Origin of the sequence: Persicirhabdus sediminis (genome assembly GCF_016595495.1) — a bacterium.
Lineage (GTDB): Bacteria > Verrucomicrobiota > Verrucomicrobiia > Verrucomicrobiales > Akkermansiaceae > Persicirhabdus > Persicirhabdus sediminis.
Genome location: NZ_JAENIM010000039.1, coordinates 702,911 through 719,038, shown reverse-complemented (window position 1 = coordinate 719,038; position 16,128 = coordinate 702,911). Strand labels below are relative to the sequence as shown.

Here is a 16,128-nt window from a genome sequence, read left to right as displayed (position 1 = left end):
ATTATTCAGCTGGTTCGTAAGCGGCTTCGTGGTCGACGATAAAACTCCACTTGAGTGGCTCTTCGTATTCTTCGCCGTCGATGAGCTTCCACTGCACAGTGATGTTGCAGCTTTGGTGGCGCAGCCTGCGGTTTACCTTCCACGACAGCGATTTGCTTAAATTATCGTAGCTAGCTGGCACACGCCCGAAACCCTCGACGCGCATGACAATTGACTCAGGGTCAATATTATCTAGCTGCTTGAGGTCGACGGTGATGGTTGGCAGTCTATCAGCTACGCGCACGCCAGGTTCTGGCTGCACCGGATAAGGAGTCTGTTGGATCAGCGCGCCAGCTGACGGTTTGATTTTTTGTGTCGCTTGGAAAGTGGTGGCATTGCGGAAGATGCTATCGTGAGTGCCGAGCACGATGTAGCGCGGAATGAGGTGGTTGTTAGTGGTTTTATCCACTTTGCCTGGCTCGACGGTAAATAGTGCGTCATAGCCGAGATCATCGGCAATGGGAAACATCTCCTCGGTGTAATAACCGCCAGGGTAGGCGTAGGTGGTGACCTGAGTATTAAACTTTTTGCTGAGGAAGTTTTTGGATTTCTCCAGTTCGGTGCGGATGAATGCCTCGTAGGCGGCTTGCCCTTTTTCGGCATGTTTTTTCACCTTCGATGGGTAGGGGTGAGTGACCGAGTGATTGCCGATAGAACAGCCATTTTTCTGCATTTCGACGATCATCTCCGTAGTTAGCGAGAGCTCGCCTTTGTCGATGAAGTCTTGGTAGAGAAAGAGAGTGAATGGGTAATTGTATTGTTTGAGCAGCGGGTAGGCTTCGGTGTAAACATTGCGCCAGCCGTCATCAATGGTGATGAGGGCGGATTTAGGCGGAATCGGTGCGTCGTCATTTTTCCACGCTAGAAATTGCTCAAGGCTAATGACTTCAATTTCAAGCTCTCTGAGCGCCTGCAGTTGTTTCTCAAACTTATCCGTTGGCAGAAGCATCTCAGTGGCTTCTTTTTCGCTAGAGAAATCGTGATACCCAAGCACGGTCACACGGGTGCCGTCGTCGACAATTTTCTGCTGAGATGTGCCAGCTGAGACCTCATTGTCCGCCCACGAGCTGGAAATTCCAAGCGCGATGAGCGGGGCAATGATGGCGTTTTTGAGATGCAAAATCATACCGCCACTAATGTAGCGGTATGTGCTGGGATGAAAAGCCCAGATGCATCTGATATTAGCGCAGGGCTAATTTTTGCTGAAAGAATTCGAGCGTTTCAGCCAGCCCTTGGTCTAGGGTGAACTGAGGTTTCCAGCCGAAGTTGAGCAAGCGCTCAGCGCTGGCGCGTGAATGTTTCACGTCGCCTGGTCGGTCTGGAAGGTGGTTGATTTTCGCCTGACTATCAGCAGCTTTGATGATGCCTTCAGCGAGGTCGTTGATGGTGATTTGGCCACCGTAACCTGCGTTGCTTGTGCCGTTGACTTCTTCATTCATGGCGGCAAATACCAGCGCGCCAACGATGTCTTTGACGTAGATGAAATCGCGAGTTTGCTCGCCGTCACCAAAGATGGTGATTTCTTCGCCATCGAGAGCCTTTTCAATGAAGATAGGCACAGCGGCGGCGTAGGCACCTTTAGGATCTTGGCGTGGGCCAAAGACGTTAAAGAAGCGGATAGATGCGGTGTCCAGCTTGCCTTCGCGGCGGAACATCTCGAGGTAGTATTCGCCGTCGAGTTTGGTGATGGCGTACGGGCTCTTTGGCTGAGGCACCATAGATTCCAGCTTTGGCACGGTTGGGTCGTCGCCGTAGCAGGCTGCGGATGAGGCAAAAACGAGTTTTTTCACACCAGCTGCGGATGCTTCTTCGAGCACGTTGAGTAGGCCGTTGACGTTGATGTCAACACACTCAGCTGGCTTTTCCATAGATTCTGGCACGCTTACCATGGCAGCCATGTGGAAAATGTAATCAACACCTTGAACGGCTTTTTTTACCAGCTCGCGGTCGGTGATGGATCCTTCGATGAATTCGCAGTCGAGTCCGTCGAGGTTGTGTTTGTAGCCAGTTCTCAGGTTGTCGAGAATGCGGATTGAGTCAGCTTTACCTTGGAAGTACTCGGCAATGTGTGAGCCGATGAATCCAGATCCGCCAGTGATTAGAATGTTCATGATATTGGTGAACGGTGGGAGTTAGCGATATTTGGCGATGATTTTCTCAAACTCGTCATTTTGCGCTTCAAGTGATTTGGCTAGCGCGAGCTGACGTTTGCAGCGTGAGATATTTTGGCCGTCGTAATGAGTGCGGAAGTAAACGTCGCCGTCGAGGTAGTCAGTGAGGAAACGTACACCACATTCGATAGTGATGAGCTTACCGGCAAATCCAAGCAGATCCATTTCTGTGTCGGTGAGGAATTCCTTCGCTGATGAGAGGTAGCCTTCAACGAGGGCTTCAAACATGTCAGGGTCGGCAATCACTTTGTCCAGCTGGCTTTCGTCTTCTGGGGCATTGCAAGTAGCGGTGCGCACCATGTCGCCGAAGTCGTACAGAGTTGACCCTGGCATAGTGGTGTCGAGGTCGATCACGCAGATGCCCTGCATGGTGACGTCGTCCAGCATGACGTTGTTGAGCTTGGTATCATTGTGAGTGACGCGTGTTGGCAGTTCGCCAGATTCCAGCTTGTCGACGATGGTAGATGAGACGGGCTCATATTTCATGTATTCGTCGATGAGGTCCTGGACTTCAGCGGCGCGACCGTGTTTGTCTTCCGCAATTGCTTTGGCAAGGTTTGCGTAGCGTTGTTTGGTATTGTGGAAGTCTGGGATGGTCTCGTGCAGTGGCTCGCCTGGTAATGTGGCAGCTAGCTTCTGGAATTCACCAAATGCTTTAGCGGCTTCGATCGCTTGCTCGCGGCTCTCGATGAAATCGTAAGTGCGCGCTCTGTCGATAAACAGGTAAGTTCTCCAGTATCTGCCATTGGCATCGATGGCGTATGGCTTGCCATCTTTGGATTTAATCAGCGTGAGGGTGCGGCGGTAGGCTTCTGGATGGCCTTGCTCAATCAGCTGGCTGAGGTTGTGATCACACACGCGTGCGATGTTTTCCATCAGCTGGACTGGGTTTTTGAATGCGGCTTCGCTGAGGCATTGGTGAATGTATTTCACGCGTAGGCCTGACTGGTCGTATTCAGCTAGGAAAGTATCATTGATGTGACCTGATCCGTAGCGATGAGCTTGAATGAAATCTGCACGCATATCGAAGAGTGCAGCGATTTCTCTGGGTGATTGTGATTTCACGGTAAATTTTTGTAAGTGTTGAGTGTGACTTAGCTGGATCTAGCTAAGTGGTGTTGGGTATTCGCCAGCTTCGATGAGCTTGTTGATGCTATCAACACAGGCGGCTTTGTCTTCTGGATAGGTCACGCCAAACCAGATTGCGCTAGTTTTGATGATTTCACATTCGGCGGCGCCGAGGTTGATTTGCTCGTCTACCACAGTAGGGATGAAGCACTCAGATTTCATTTCATTGCCGTATTCTTTGAGGAATTCGATGAAGTGAGCTTCGAGTTTGTCGAGGAAGTTGGCTGGGAATCCCCAGAAGTTCATGGAGGCAATTGAGCTCTCAGGAACGTCGCGGAGTTGACCGTTCATGCCGGTGCCTTTGATTGTGCCATCTTCCTGGCGGGAAATTTCGGTGACCTCCTCAACTTCTTTAAGCAGTTGACCGTCGTTGGTGCAGATGCCGCGGTTAACGCTGCCGTGGTCACTAAGTGTGTTGACGATTGGGTAACCAATCAGGCAGTAGTGGTCTTTATCGGAGTCAGCATTTTTGTCGCTGAAGTATGTAGCGATTTGCTTGTAGGCATCTTGACCGTAAAAATCGTCAGCATTGATAACTGCAAATGGTCCGTCGATCACGTTGCGAGCTGCGCGAATGGCGTGTGATGTGCCCCATGGTTTCACGCGACCTTCTGGCAGCGAGTATCCTTCTGGTAAATCATTGAGGTCCTGGAAAACGTAGTCGACCGCGATTTGGTCAGCAAATTTTGAGCCCACTTTTTCTTTGAATTCATCGGCGAAATCTTCACGGATGATGAAAATGATTTTTTCAAATCCAGCGCGAATGGCGTCATAGACTGAATAATCGAGTACAGTTTCTCCATTTGGTCCCATGGAGTCCATTTGTTTGAGTCCGCCGTATCGGCTGCCCATTCCGGCAGCAAGAACAAGAAGTGTGAGTTTGCTCATGATTAATTAGATTATAAGTGGTGAAATAGTGATAAACTTGCTTTGTGTATGGGGGATTGTACGGAATCTGGCAATGGGATTTTTCGCCACTTATCTTTCTCGCTTATGATTTATCAATATTGTGTGTATTGGCCAGAATGGCGGCGCCATCAGCTGTGCAGGACTCATTAAAACATTTGGCCTACGATGTCGCTTGGCATACAAATCTATCCGTTTGACAGCGACTGGTTCAGCTTGAATGGATTTCGCTGTATAGTGTGTCAGCTGGCGCAATTAATTATGCCTTTTTGTTAATCAGCTGTTGCACCTTGGAATGAGAACGATCTATGATCCCGCTCGTGCCAGTGACTAGAGAGGATAGAATCGATCGCAATGATCTCTCAGGAGTTAGGGAGGATTTGCCTAGAATCTATCTCGCTATGTTGCGTGCCCGCGTCTTGGAAGATAAGCTAAGTAGTTTATACAAAGCGGGTAAGATTGTTGGTGGCGTTTATTTGGGTCGCGGTCACGAAGCCGTGAGCGGCTCGCTAGCCAGCTACCTGCATCGTGGTATCGATATTTTTGCGCCACTAATCCGCGATCAAGCGGGGCGAACCGCTTTTGGTGAATCCTTGATGGATGTAACTCGCACCTACTTAGGTTCTGTAGAAGGACCAATGAAAGGACGCGACGGCAACATTCACCGCGGGCGACCACAAGAGGGAATGCCAGCGATGATTTCCCACCTTGGTTCATCCGTAGCCTTAGTAGCTGGAATGCTCATGGCGCGGCGCATGCAGGGAAGATTAGAAGGTGTGGTTGGCGCGACGAGCCTAGGTGACGGCGCCACCTCCACAGGAGCTTTTCATGAAGGGCTCAATACTGCTGCGGTAGAAAAATTGCCCATGGTCGTTCTGGTGGTGAATAATCAATTTGCATATTCTACCGGCAATGACCGCCAGTTTGCTTGCGCCGACTTGGTCGACCGGGCCAGAGGATATGGCGTAGCTGGGCACAAAGTTCAGGGCAATGATCTGATTGCCGTGGCTGAGACGATGAAAAAGGCAGTGTCGGCAGCTAGAGATGGCGGCGGACCTCAGCTGGTGGTTGCTGATTTGCTGCGACTTTGCGGTCACGGCGAGCACGATGACGCTTCCTATGTGCCAGCTGAAATGCGCGCTTCAGGATTAGCGCGTGATTGTATGCAAGTGGCTGAAGGTCAGCTGATTGATGCGGGGGTATTTTCCCGCTCTCAGCTGGATGAAATGCGTGCGCAGGCTGTGGCTGAAGTGCAAAGTGCAGTGGCGCAAACGCAACAGGAAAGCGCGCCTCATCCACACCATGATGATTGGCGGACGATGTATCACGGAGAATTGGAAGAATAGAAGGATATGGATTTCAGCTACATCGATGCCATTCACGCGGCTTTGAATGATTCTCTCAGAGATGACGATAGAGTCTTTCTTTACGGTCAGGATATTGGCAAATTTGGCGGCGCATTTAAAGCGACCAAAGGTCTCCAAGATCTCTATCCGGGTAGAGTGCTAGATGCACCTATCAGCGAGGACGCCATGGCTGGCGTGGCTATGGGCGCAGCGCTGGAGGGCATGCGACCAGTTTTAGAAATGCAGTTCGCTGATTTCTCAACCATCGCGCTCAATCAGATCGTCAACCACGCGGCAACTCACTTTTACCGTACTGGCGTGCCTGTGCCAATGACCGTGCGGCTGCCATCAGGCGGCACCCCTGGATCTGGGCCATTTCACAGCCAGAGTCTGGAGGCGATTTATGCAAGTTTTCCCGGTCTAGTCGTTGTCACTCCAGCTACCGTGGCTGATGCCTATCAAATGCTGGTGGAATCTATCCAGCTAGAAGATCCGGTTATTTTCTGCGAACACAAATTCCTCTACCGCTGGCTGAAATCCAGCACGCTGCAGGGTGATGGGCTGCCGATTGGTAAAGCGCGTATTACCCGAGCTGGCAAACATGCCACAGTGGTCACCTACAGCGCCATGGTTCACGAGGCTGTGCGCGCCGCGGAAATGTTATACGATGAAGGTGGCTGGGAGATCGAAGTAGTTGACCTGCGCAGTATTAAGCCTATTGATACCGATACGGTGATTGCATCCGTTGCTAGAACTGGTCGGTTATTAGCTGTTGGCGAAGCTTTCCCATGGGGAGGTGTGACTGCAGAAATCGTCTCTCGCGTGGCTGCTGATGCATTTCACTTGCTCGACGCACCGCCAGCTAGATTGAATGCTCGCGATACGCCAATCCCATACCATCCAAAGCTTTGGGCTGACCATAGACCGACACCGCAGACGATTGCCGCCTCACTGAGAAACCTCCTCAAATACTAAGATTTTTATTTATGCCATCTGTTCCCATTCTGATGCCTCAGCTAGGTGAATCCATCGCCGAGGCCACCATTTTGCGCCTGGAAATTGCACCTGGTGACCGGGTGGAGACTGATCACGAGGTGATTGAAGTTGAGACCAACAAGGCCACAATGGGAGTGACCACATTGTGCTGTGGCGAAGTCATTGAAATTCTAGCTAAAGAAGGGGAGACCTATCCAGTTGGATCTGTGCTCGCGCTGCTAGAAGTAGATGAAGCTGAGATCAAACGCACTGGCGTATCCACCGTGGAAGAGCACATGGCGGAAGAAGGGGATGATCAGCCAGCTGGATCAGATGCCGAGGAGGAAAATTTACATTTCAAGGTAGACGATGACGCTTACCGTGAACCCAAGGTCATTGAGCCTAACGTGAAAGGTTTGCCGGTGCCAGCTGGACGCGCTGGCGCCCATTACATTTCGCCTAGAATGCGTGCTCGCATGAACGACTTAGGCCTGCAGGCAGCAGATATTTCTGCTATTGTTGGTAGTGGCGCTGGTGGTCGCGTGACGGTTGAGGATTTAGAAAAATTCCTCGACTACATCGACACCTGGCCGCGATCTAACGCATCACCAATGCGCATGGGGGTAGCTGATTCTATGCGTCGCAGCTGGACTCGTCCCTTGGCTAGTGTTGGCCATCCATTGGTGATGGACAAATTGCTTCATCACAGGAAGTCGCTGGCCTCAAAACCGGGTCCAACATTGTATGTGCTGCGCGCCTTTGCCATTGCCATTGCTGAAAACCCAGCGGTAGCTGGATATCTCATTGGCGACAAAATCGTGCACCCGCGTGCCATTGATATTGGTGTGGCGGTGCAGGTGGAAGATGGTGTGCTGGTGCCCATATTGCGCTCGCTGGATACCAAGAAATTAGCTGATCTGGCGGCTGAATACGCCGACCTAGTGAAACAAGCACGCAACCGCAGGCTGGCTGATGAAGCGACCCGTGGAGGTATCGCAACCGTCACTAATTTTGGTACCTTTGGGCTGACATGGGGGACGCCAATTCCTCTGCCTAACGAAACCTTGATTCTTGGGCTTTCAGCTGGGGTGAAAAAACCGGTGTGGAGTGAAGATGTGCAGGCATTTGTGCCAGTCACAGAGGCTGAGCTCGCGCTTACATTCGACCACCGCGTTGTTGATGGCGGCGGCGCTGGCATGCTGCTCAATCGCGTCGTGCAGCTACTGCAGCGCCCAGAAGACCTCTAACCCGAGGTTTAATGTTTCTCTGCCTGATAGCTATTTTCATTAGCTAGCTGCGAGTATTTCTTCCAGCTGGCTAGGCGTGTGTTTTGAGAAACGAAAGAGCGGGCTAGATTTCTCCAGCCCGCTCAAAAACGAAACAATGAAAATCGACTACCTATCGACGCTTACGCAAGATGAGGCCTAGTCCACCAAGGCCAAGTAGCGCTATGGCAGATGGCTCAGGGATGACTTCGTAGCTGAAGACAACATTTTCAAATGAAACGGCTGTGAATGTGGGTGTGCCTTCGTCTAACCAATCGCGTGCGGTAAATTCAATATACCAAGTTCCATCGCCTTGACCGCCAACATTGTTTTCATCTAAGGCAGTGAGTCCGTTGAAAACATTATCGTAATTCATAGCTGCCAGATTTGAGCCAGCTGATGCCACGTTGATGGAGCTATTCACGCCGTCATCAGCATCAAAGTTTCGGCCCTCGGTAGTAAAGGCTAAGGTGCCGATGCCTTCCAGGGATAAGCTCGTTAGCTGGACTCCTGATACACTTAGGCTGAATCGCAAAGTTTCATCATCTGCAGTTGAGTCCGTGTCGTTTCCGCTATCAAGTCTTACGCCTCGCTCGCCGTCAACACCGGCGATAGCCTCTGCGTAGAGTCTGACATCCTGAGCGGGTGTAGGGCTGATCGAAGTGAGGGTCAATGTGAAGGTGACGCCGTCCTGGGTGATTGACCCTGAGCTAGGGTTTACGCCTTGGGTCCAACCGTTGTTATTACCCGCGGTATTATTGTAATCGGTGAACGATACGGTTGCGGCCTGAGCTAGCTGGCTCATAGCGGCAAGCGCCGATATCGTTATTATTATTGGAGTGGTTTTTTTCATGAATGATTAAATATGGTCAGTGCTGATAATCGCTTGGTTTTCAGTGGTGTGAAAGGTGATTCGTATCAAATTACAATCGTTTATATCAAAATTTACCCTGTGATAGCATGATTGTTAATCTGTCCTATCTATCGGTGTGACGACTTTGGTGATGATACCTTATTTGGAGCTGATTCGTTCTGTCCTAAAAAAAGAGCGGGCTAGATTTCTCCAGCCCGCTCAGAAACGAAACAATGAAATGAAAAGCGACAGTCTATCGACGCTTGCGCAAAATGAGCGCCAGGCCACCGAGGCCGAGCAGAGCTACAGCTGATGGTTCAGGGACTACCTCGTAGTTGAATTCCACGGATCCAATGGCGGTCACGGCATTGGCTAGATTGTTAGGGCTGTCAGCATCAATCATGCCTTGGTCAAGATACCATGTGCTCACATTTGTAGCCGTGAGGGCGTCCAAAGATCCAAGGTTTGTGGCGTATGAAAAATCTTCCCCTGTTGTAAATGTTGCAGTTGAACTGCCATCCGAGAAGAATACTTTGTCTTCAGACTTGGAGAGGTATCTAACTTCTACATTGCTCAAAGAGAGTTGGGATACCTCCGCACCTGATACAGTCAGTGTATATCTGACAAACTCATCGTCAGCAGTGTCCCCTGATGCATTGTTGGATATGCGGTTGTTAGCAGAGCCGCTGCTGCCGCCGACTACGCCGATTCCTTGGCCGTTACCGAAGATACTAATGCCTTTTTCTTCAGGGCTCACAGCTCCTACTGTGTATCCTTGAATGTTGAGTTCGAAAGTTACACCATCTTGGATAGTTGTGAAGGTAATGCTTCCGTTGCTTTCGGTGGTGTTGAAAATGGTTGCTGTATTGCGTCCGTCCGACCAGTTAAGTGAATTAGACGAAGATGAACCAAAAGTTACGACAGCGGCATGGCTGAGTGCTGCTGAGGCAAGCACGGCTGTGCTAGCGAGTATTAATTTTTTCATTTGTTGGATTTTGGGTTGTTTGAGGTCGCGTGAGACTGATTTGTGCGTGTCTCACTGGGTAATGGGGCGGCCCGTAGTGCTAGCTGTGTGATAGCCTAAGGCTCGATAACTAAGACAATTGTGGATAAAATTCAGCCCCGATCAATGCAATAATACACATGTTTGCAAGGGTGGATTCCTGTATGATGAAATATTTCACAAGTGATAATTCTGTTGGTCGGGTGTATTTTGCCGTGCTCCATTGTTTGCTCTTGCTTCACGGTTACTTCATCATTTTCCGACTAGGTATATTATCGATTCAGTTGGCTGGCTGAAAAAAATGCAGTCAAAAATTAAAATCTGTATGAATTCAGGGCGATTGGGCGTTCGGCTGACATAATACGTGTCGCTCAGCGAGTTATGGAAGGTGCAGCTTGAAATGTGGATAGTTTGTGAACAGTGGTGAATAAGGCATTCCTTTCTTTTCAAAATGAAATTGCTGACTAGATTGGCGCGGTGAATCTAAGTGAGCGAATTTTTGACAATACGCCGGCGCGCTTTTTTGCGGTGCTGACATGGCGCCATGGCCGGCGTTATGTAGATGCCTTGAATTTGATAGAAGAGACGCAGCGGCGACGCCACGGCGAGGGGCTTACTCGCGCCGAGTTGATGCTGATTTGTGAATCTGTATTGGATGAGGCTGGAGCTGAGGAGACTGCTCACATCGAGGGTGACGAAGAGTCCGGTAAACTGACCGCTTCTGAGATGTTGCGCCAGATGCTGCAGAGCCAGTGGCTGGAAGAGCCGCGTCGCAGTGACTACCAGCGCGTCTATTACCTCGATAGCCGGGCTGAGCTGATGTTGGATTTCTTACGTCGCATTGCCTTTCCCGAAAAGGTCACCTTTACCGACAAATTGCACCTCGCCTGTACTCGCTTGCAGGACGAAACCGCGTTCACCGACCACCCGCTCAGCGACCTTGAGGCCTGTTTGGATAACCTTCGTTACGGTCTGCAGGAACTGCGCGCCGTGCAGCAGGGGGTGGCGCAGCTGACCCAGCGCCAGCTGAAGTCGGATTCCATCAAAGAGAACTTGGACGTTCTGTATAATGACTTTTCTGAAAACATTGGCCAGCGGTGTTATCGCCAGCTGGTGGCGCTGGATTTACCGCTGCGCTTGCCAGTGGTTACTGAGGCACTGCAGGATATTGCCGCTAATCCACAAGTGCTAGCGCGCATGGAGAGCGAGCTGGCGCAACGACGCCCTGATTTGCTGCCGGGCCAAGTAGCCAGTGAGGTGGCCAAAAACATGCAAGAAGCGCTGGATCTCCTCAACTGCGTGGAACCACAAAGTGACGCAGTTGACCGTCGCGCGGCTGAATTTGCCCGCCGATCATTTGCCCGCTTCCGCTATTTGCAGGAAGTTTCTAGTGGTCGCCGTTCAGAGGTTCGCGAGCTGTTTGAGAGCGTGAATGCGCTGTGCGAAGGCGCTAAGATGGCAGATTTGCCTGACGAGCTAGATTTGCCTGAGCTGCGACTGCCATCGGTGGGTCTGCTTTCTGGCCTCGACTCGCTTAATTTACCTAGATCCGTCCACCACAAAGGTGAACGCCAGCCGCTGGAAGACTTTGATGATTACGACGATCAAATGTACGCGGTAGATGAGATGAGCGATAGCATCAATAGCTCGCTGACATCGCTGCGCGCAAACCGTTATTACCGCACTCTGCAAGTGCCAGTTGAAGGCATGTCCTCAGCTCTGATTGATGCTAGCGAGGAAGAGTGGTTGCTTGAAACCATCGGCCTGCTGCTGCATTCAGACACCGCAGATTGCGAATACACCATTGATTCCCCACGGGAAGAAAATGTGACTCCACCCGTTGATGAACTCGGCGATTATGCCGTGGACAGATTTGAAATTCACCCTAAAGCAAGACCATAAAAGAAATGGATAGTACGGAACATAAAGATGAGCCAACGCAGCAAGGATTGCTGCACCCAGCTCTGCAATCGAGAGATAAACAAATCCTGCATGAGGCCGCGCACCGCTTGTTGGCGCACGGCTCAATCTTGCGTGGTCGCTCAGCTGAGAGGGTATTGTACGATTGGTGTATCGAGCACCAAGAATGGCTGGAAGAATGGGGCACATTGCTCGGCGTGAAAGTGGTGGTTCAGCGCAACGAGCGCCTCATCATGGCCTTGCCAGAAGTGCCTTCACTGACACGCAAACTACGCCGCGACGAAACCTTGGTAGCTCTAGCGCTGTGGTACGACTACGACGTGGAAGTTCGGGAAAATGGCGCCCATGAGGTGTACCTGTCCGTGCGTGATTTCAATGAACTTTTCCGCAGCAAATTCCCAGCGATCCAGCCGCTTTCGGCATCGCGCCTGAAGGAGATCTTGCGTGGATTTGCCCGTCTCAACTTGGTGGAAATCGAGTGGACGGACGCATTTGCCGATAGCGTGGTGCAGATTTTGCCTACACTGCGCTTGGCCATCCCATTCCCTGACATTGCCGAGTGGCTGAAGGTGAAAGAGAAATTTGACGCTGAGCCAGATGTGGATCCAGCTGCCCAAGCTGCGGCTGAGGAAGTGGCTGAGGCCAATGAAGATATTGAAGACGCGGATGATTCTGGCGTGGTTGGGTTAGAAGAGGCGGATGACGATGATGACTACGTGAAAAAACCAGCGGTCGACGAGGGTGACGAGCTGAGTTTTGATGAAACCATCACCGTGACCGTGGATGAAAAATCAGCATTCGACCAGCCAGCTGAAGAAGCTGAGCAAGAAGAAGCTGAAGAAGGGGAAACCGCGGCTGAGCTAGCTGAAGAAGAAATTCCAGCTGGTGAAGTGGATTCCGCTGGTGACGAGGACGAAGAAGCAAGCAATAAAGATCAAGACGCATGAGCAATAAAATTGAACTAACAAGGATCCACGCGATCAACTGGTTCGGCTACCAGGACGTATTTGATATCCACGGCAACTTGCTGATTGCTGGGGTGACGGGTTCGGGGAAATCCATTTTGATGGATTTGATGCAGCTGGTATTGGTGGGCGACAAGAAGTCCAAATACAACCAATCAGCGACTGGTAAATCGTCATCTCGTACGCTGAAGTCGTACTGTCTTGGTGATACCAAAGATGAGGTGGAAGGGGTCGCTCAGTACATGCGTAATGAAGGGGCTACCACTTATGTCGCGCTGGAATTCACTTGGCCGGGCCAGAGCAAAGTAGAAACTTGGGGTCTGCGCATCGAGTTTGATAGCGCGGCGCAAAACCAGCCATCCAAACGTCACGGGTTCATGATCCCACGGCGCATGGAAAAAGCCGACTGGATTGATGAATTTGGTTACCCGCTTGGCTGGTCAGATTTCCGCGATTTCACCCAAGAAAAGGAAGGCAAAGTTTTTGATACGATGGAAACCTACCGTCGTGAAATGGCGCTTGCTCAGCACTTGAACTTCGACCGTGATACGCTCGACTACTTGCTGCCAGTGGCGATGTCATTCACCTTCTTGGAGAACTTCAACCGATTCTGCCGCAGCTTTGTCCTGCCGCCAGATGAAGTACGCATCCAGGAAGTGCGCGACAGCTACTACGCATTCATGTCGCTGCGCCGCGAGCTGGAAACATTGAACAAACAGCAAATCCTGCTGGAGGCTATTAACCAGCATTATACCAGCCACCATCAGGCAAAACGCGATCGTGTTCTTTTTGCCGATATCGCACGCGAACTCAAGCGCGATGACCTGCAAGAACTCGTCAACGACTACGAGCAGGAAATTGCTCAGCTGGAAGAGAAATCTGAGAAAGAGTTAAAGCGTGAAAATGAGCTAGAAAAGACTCTAAATGAAGGGCGTAACAAGCGTGACCTTCTGCGTGATGCGCTGAATGAATCCGAAGACGGACGACTTTACCTGCACTTGCGTGAAGACAACCGCAAGTTGGTGCAAACCTTGAATTCACTGCGCGAAGCTGGCAAAACCGTCGATGAGGCGAAAATGCTGCGCTGTAAGATGATTCGCAGCTGGGTTGATTCTATCGAAAATGCTCGCTTGAAGATTCACGGTCGTGAATTTGCCAAACTGCGTGAGGTGATCAAACAGACCGAGGAATTTGGTATTTCTGGCCTGCAAGACCAGCTGGATGTGCTCTCAGATCACGTGCGTGCATTCTACCGCGAGGTCAAAGCGGCAGAAAAACCAGTGCGCGACGAGGTAGAGAAAAAGGTCAACCAGCTCAACAAGCTGACCGAAAGGTTGGAGGCACTGGAGAGCGGGCGACTATCTCATCGCACCGCATTGCTTGATTCCATCAACAATACGCTGCCACGCCGCGCCAATGGCGATCCAGCTGCATTTGCCCTGCGCGAACTCTGCGAGGTGAAAGACGAACAATGGCGCCCAGCGCTGGAAGTCGCATTCACACGTAAATTTGCCGTCGTCGTAGAGCCAGATCAATACGATCTAGCGGAAAGCGTCTACCGTCAGATGAAACGCGCCGCACCTGGTGAGGCATTGATTGATCCAGATCAGGCGATGCAGATGCGCGCTCAGCGCATGCCAGGCAGCCTTGCTGAAAAACTCGAATGCACCCATCCGGTGGCGCAAAAATTGGTCGACCATCTATTTGGCCGCCTGATCTGTGTGGATGATGCCAAAGACCTACGTAAACATGACGCCGCCATCTTGCGTGATGGCTTCTCCTATCGTCGTCCATTTGCCGAGCGTCGTGCACATTACGATAACATTCCGTGCATCGGTGGCAGGGGACTTGAACAGCAGCGTGTCTACCTCGAGCAGGAACGCGAGGCCAAACGCCAAGAGCTCAAGCGTCTCAAACCGCTGGCGCAGATGCTTGACCAGTGTGAAGAGAATTTCCACAAACAACGCCTCGATAGCCCGAGCCTCGGGTCATTGCTCTCCGATGCCGCTGCGCTGGAAGATTGCGAGAAGCGACTGGAAGAAAACATGGTGCGCCTGAAGACCATCGCCGTGGGTGATTTTGAAGCCAAGGAAGTAGAACTTTCTGAGCTCGAACACCAGCTGGGCGGTGTAGAAAGCGAGCTGAAGATTATTCGCCAGAGCCAGATCAAGCTGGAAATTGGCCGCTGTCAGGGCAACCTCGACGACGCGCGCGAAAAACTCGAAAAAGCAGAAGCTGAGCTCGAGCGCTACCGTGCTGAAGGGCCAAATATGAGCGAACACCAAGAGCGCCGTGAAACTCTCTACAATAACCTGATGGAAGAGTTCCCAGTGCTGGATGTGGCCGCTAGCCAAGCTGTGCGCCTAGAGCGTGAATGCGGTGATACGGTGATTACCGCGTGGTCATTGCTGGTGGAGGCTCGCAAAGAGCTCGCTCGCGAGTTCCCAGTGTATAACGAGCTGTCACCTGATGATGATCAAAATGCAGCGTGGGACGAACGACTTCAGCGCATTCAGGAAAGTGATATTCCTGCCTACCGCGCGAAAGCCGAACGCGAAGAGCAAAACTGGCAGGACATGTTCCGCAAGCAGGTATTGGTCAAGCTGCGCTCCGCATTGTTACGTGTCGACCAAACGCTCAAGCTGCTTAATAAAGAGCTCAAGCGAGCGATTGGTAATCACATGTACCAAATCCGTAAGCGTCGTAACCCAGACTACGCGGTTTATCAAAAACTGGTGGATAGCTCAGTGCTAGCCGAAGAAGGTAGCCTGTTTTTCAACCTCGTGGACGACGAAGCCAAAGAGGAGGTGGAACGCATTTTCCAAGCTCTGGTAGAAGATCCAAACAACAAAGAAGCGCTGGAATTCCTCGATTACCGGAATTACTACGACTACGACATGTCGGTGCTCGATGTGCGTGACCCAGATGGTCGCGAAACATCCGTCGATAAACAGAGTGGTAAGTTCTCTGGTGGTGAAAGCCAGAGCCCGTACTTCATTGCCATCCTCGCCTGTTACCTGCGTGCCTACCATCGCTACGAAACTCGTGGTGCAGCACCGAGTATTGGTCTGGTGCCAATTGATGAGGCATTCTCCAAGCTCTCCGGTGAGCGTATTCGCGACTGTATTGGCGCGCTCAAAGCGCTGGGGCTGCAGGGCACTTTCTCGATGTCCAGTGGTAACATCCCATACGCCATCGACTTGTGCGATCAAACCATCGTAGTTTCCAAGAAAGAAACCAAGAAGGATAGACGTGTCTTTGTGCGCAACATCGCCGTTTCCATGTCGCGCAAAGAAGCGGTGGAAAAGTGGATTAAATAACAACTAGCCGAACTGAATTAACTAAGCCGCCGCAGACAGGATCTGCGGCGGCTTTTTTGTTGGGCAGTTAGCTGCTTAAGTTAGCCAAAGTAAAATCTGGCCGTTAATTTGAATTCTTTTTCGGTGCGAAATTTTTGCATTTGCTGCAAAATTGTCGATCGTTTGCATTTCTAGCTCATTTAGGCTGAATCCATTATCGGGTAATGCATGGCATGTGGCTTCGTTAGACGACTGGAA

12 protein-coding genes are annotated in these 16,128 nt (G+C 51.1%); 6 read left to right on the top strand and 6 right to left on the bottom strand.

Features of this window, described 5'->3' with window-relative positions; translation table 11 throughout:
* Position 1 precedes the first annotated feature (1 nt).
* Genes JIN82_RS10520 through JIN82_RS10505 form a run of 4 tightly spaced genes read right to left on the bottom strand, consistent with a single transcriptional unit; the run spans position 2 to position 4,226 of the window.
* On the bottom strand, positions 2-1,165 hold the full coding sequence (locus JIN82_RS10520; protein WP_200311582.1) for a polysaccharide deacetylase family protein: 1,164 nt from the start codon (positions 1,163-1,165) through the stop codon (positions 2-4).
* 55 nt (positions 1,166-1,220) lie between these two features.
* Entirely contained in the window at positions 1,221-2,150 is a 930-nt protein-coding gene (locus tag JIN82_RS10515; protein WP_200311581.1) for an NAD-dependent epimerase/dehydratase family protein, read from the bottom strand.
* 21 nt (positions 2,151-2,171) lie between these two features.
* Positions 2,172-3,275 carry a phosphotransferase enzyme family protein gene (locus JIN82_RS10510; RefSeq protein WP_325099499.1) on the bottom strand — a complete coding sequence of 368 codons (1,104 nt, stop codon included), beginning with the start codon at positions 3,273-3,275 and terminating at the stop codon, positions 2,172-2,174.
* Between the two features lie 39 nt (positions 3,276-3,314).
* A complete protein-coding gene (locus JIN82_RS10505) occupies positions 3,315-4,226 on the bottom strand; it encodes a nucleotidyltransferase family protein (RefSeq protein ID WP_234041907.1) in 912 nt (303 codons plus the stop codon).
* Between the two features lie 326 nt (positions 4,227-4,552).
* On the opposite strand from JIN82_RS10505, the gene JIN82_RS10500 reads away from it, so the two are divergent.
* From JIN82_RS10500 to JIN82_RS10490, 3 genes are read left to right on the top strand one after another with little or no spacing between them, the layout of a single operon-like run.
* Positions 4,553-5,590, top strand: a complete 1,038-nt coding sequence (locus tag JIN82_RS10500) for a thiamine pyrophosphate-dependent dehydrogenase E1 component subunit alpha (protein ID WP_234041906.1) — start codon at positions 4,553-4,555, stop codon at positions 5,588-5,590.
* A 6-nt stretch (positions 5,591-5,596) separates the two neighbouring features.
* Entirely contained in the window at positions 5,597-6,565 is a 969-nt protein-coding gene (locus tag JIN82_RS10495) for an alpha-ketoacid dehydrogenase subunit beta (protein ID WP_200311580.1), read from the top strand.
* A gap of 11 nt (positions 6,566-6,576) precedes the next feature.
* A complete protein-coding gene (locus JIN82_RS10490) occupies positions 6,577-7,812 on the top strand; it encodes a dihydrolipoamide acetyltransferase family protein (protein WP_200311579.1) in 1,236 nt (411 codons plus the stop codon).
* Positions 7,813-7,963: 151 nt separating this feature from the next.
* On the opposite strand, the gene JIN82_RS10485 is transcribed toward JIN82_RS10490, so the two are convergent.
* Together JIN82_RS10485 and JIN82_RS10480 are read right to left on the bottom strand one after the other, a co-directional pair.
* Entirely contained in the window at positions 7,964-8,683 is a 720-nt protein-coding gene (locus tag JIN82_RS10485; protein WP_200311578.1) for a PEP-CTERM sorting domain-containing protein, read from the bottom strand.
* 253 nt (positions 8,684-8,936) lie between these two features.
* Positions 8,937-9,668, bottom strand: coding sequence for a PEP-CTERM sorting domain-containing protein (locus JIN82_RS10480; RefSeq protein ID WP_200311577.1), 732 nt, complete (start codon positions 9,666-9,668; stop codon positions 8,937-8,939).
* A 495-nt stretch (positions 9,669-10,163) separates the two neighbouring features.
* Here JIN82_RS10480 and JIN82_RS10475 point away from each other — a divergent pair, with 495 nt between their 5' ends.
* From JIN82_RS10475 to JIN82_RS10465, 3 genes are read left to right on the top strand one after another with little or no spacing between them, the layout of a single operon-like run.
* Positions 10,164-11,588: a Wadjet anti-phage system protein JetA family protein gene (locus JIN82_RS10475; protein WP_325099498.1), complete on the top strand. Its 1,425-nt coding sequence runs from the start codon at positions 10,164-10,166 to the stop codon at positions 11,586-11,588.
* A 5-nt stretch (positions 11,589-11,593) separates the two neighbouring features.
* Positions 11,594-12,553 carry a DUF4194 domain-containing protein gene (locus JIN82_RS10470; RefSeq protein WP_200311575.1) on the top strand — a complete coding sequence of 320 codons (960 nt, stop codon included), beginning with the start codon at positions 11,594-11,596 and terminating at the stop codon, positions 12,551-12,553.
* Positions 12,550-15,891 (top strand): SbcC/MukB-like Walker B domain-containing protein, encoded by a 3,342-nt coding sequence (locus tag JIN82_RS10465; protein ID WP_200311574.1) that lies wholly within the window; start codon positions 12,550-12,552, stop codon positions 15,889-15,891. The genes JIN82_RS10470 and JIN82_RS10465 overlap by 4 nt, the downstream gene beginning before the upstream one ends.
* Positions 15,892-16,128 lie beyond the last annotated feature (237 nt).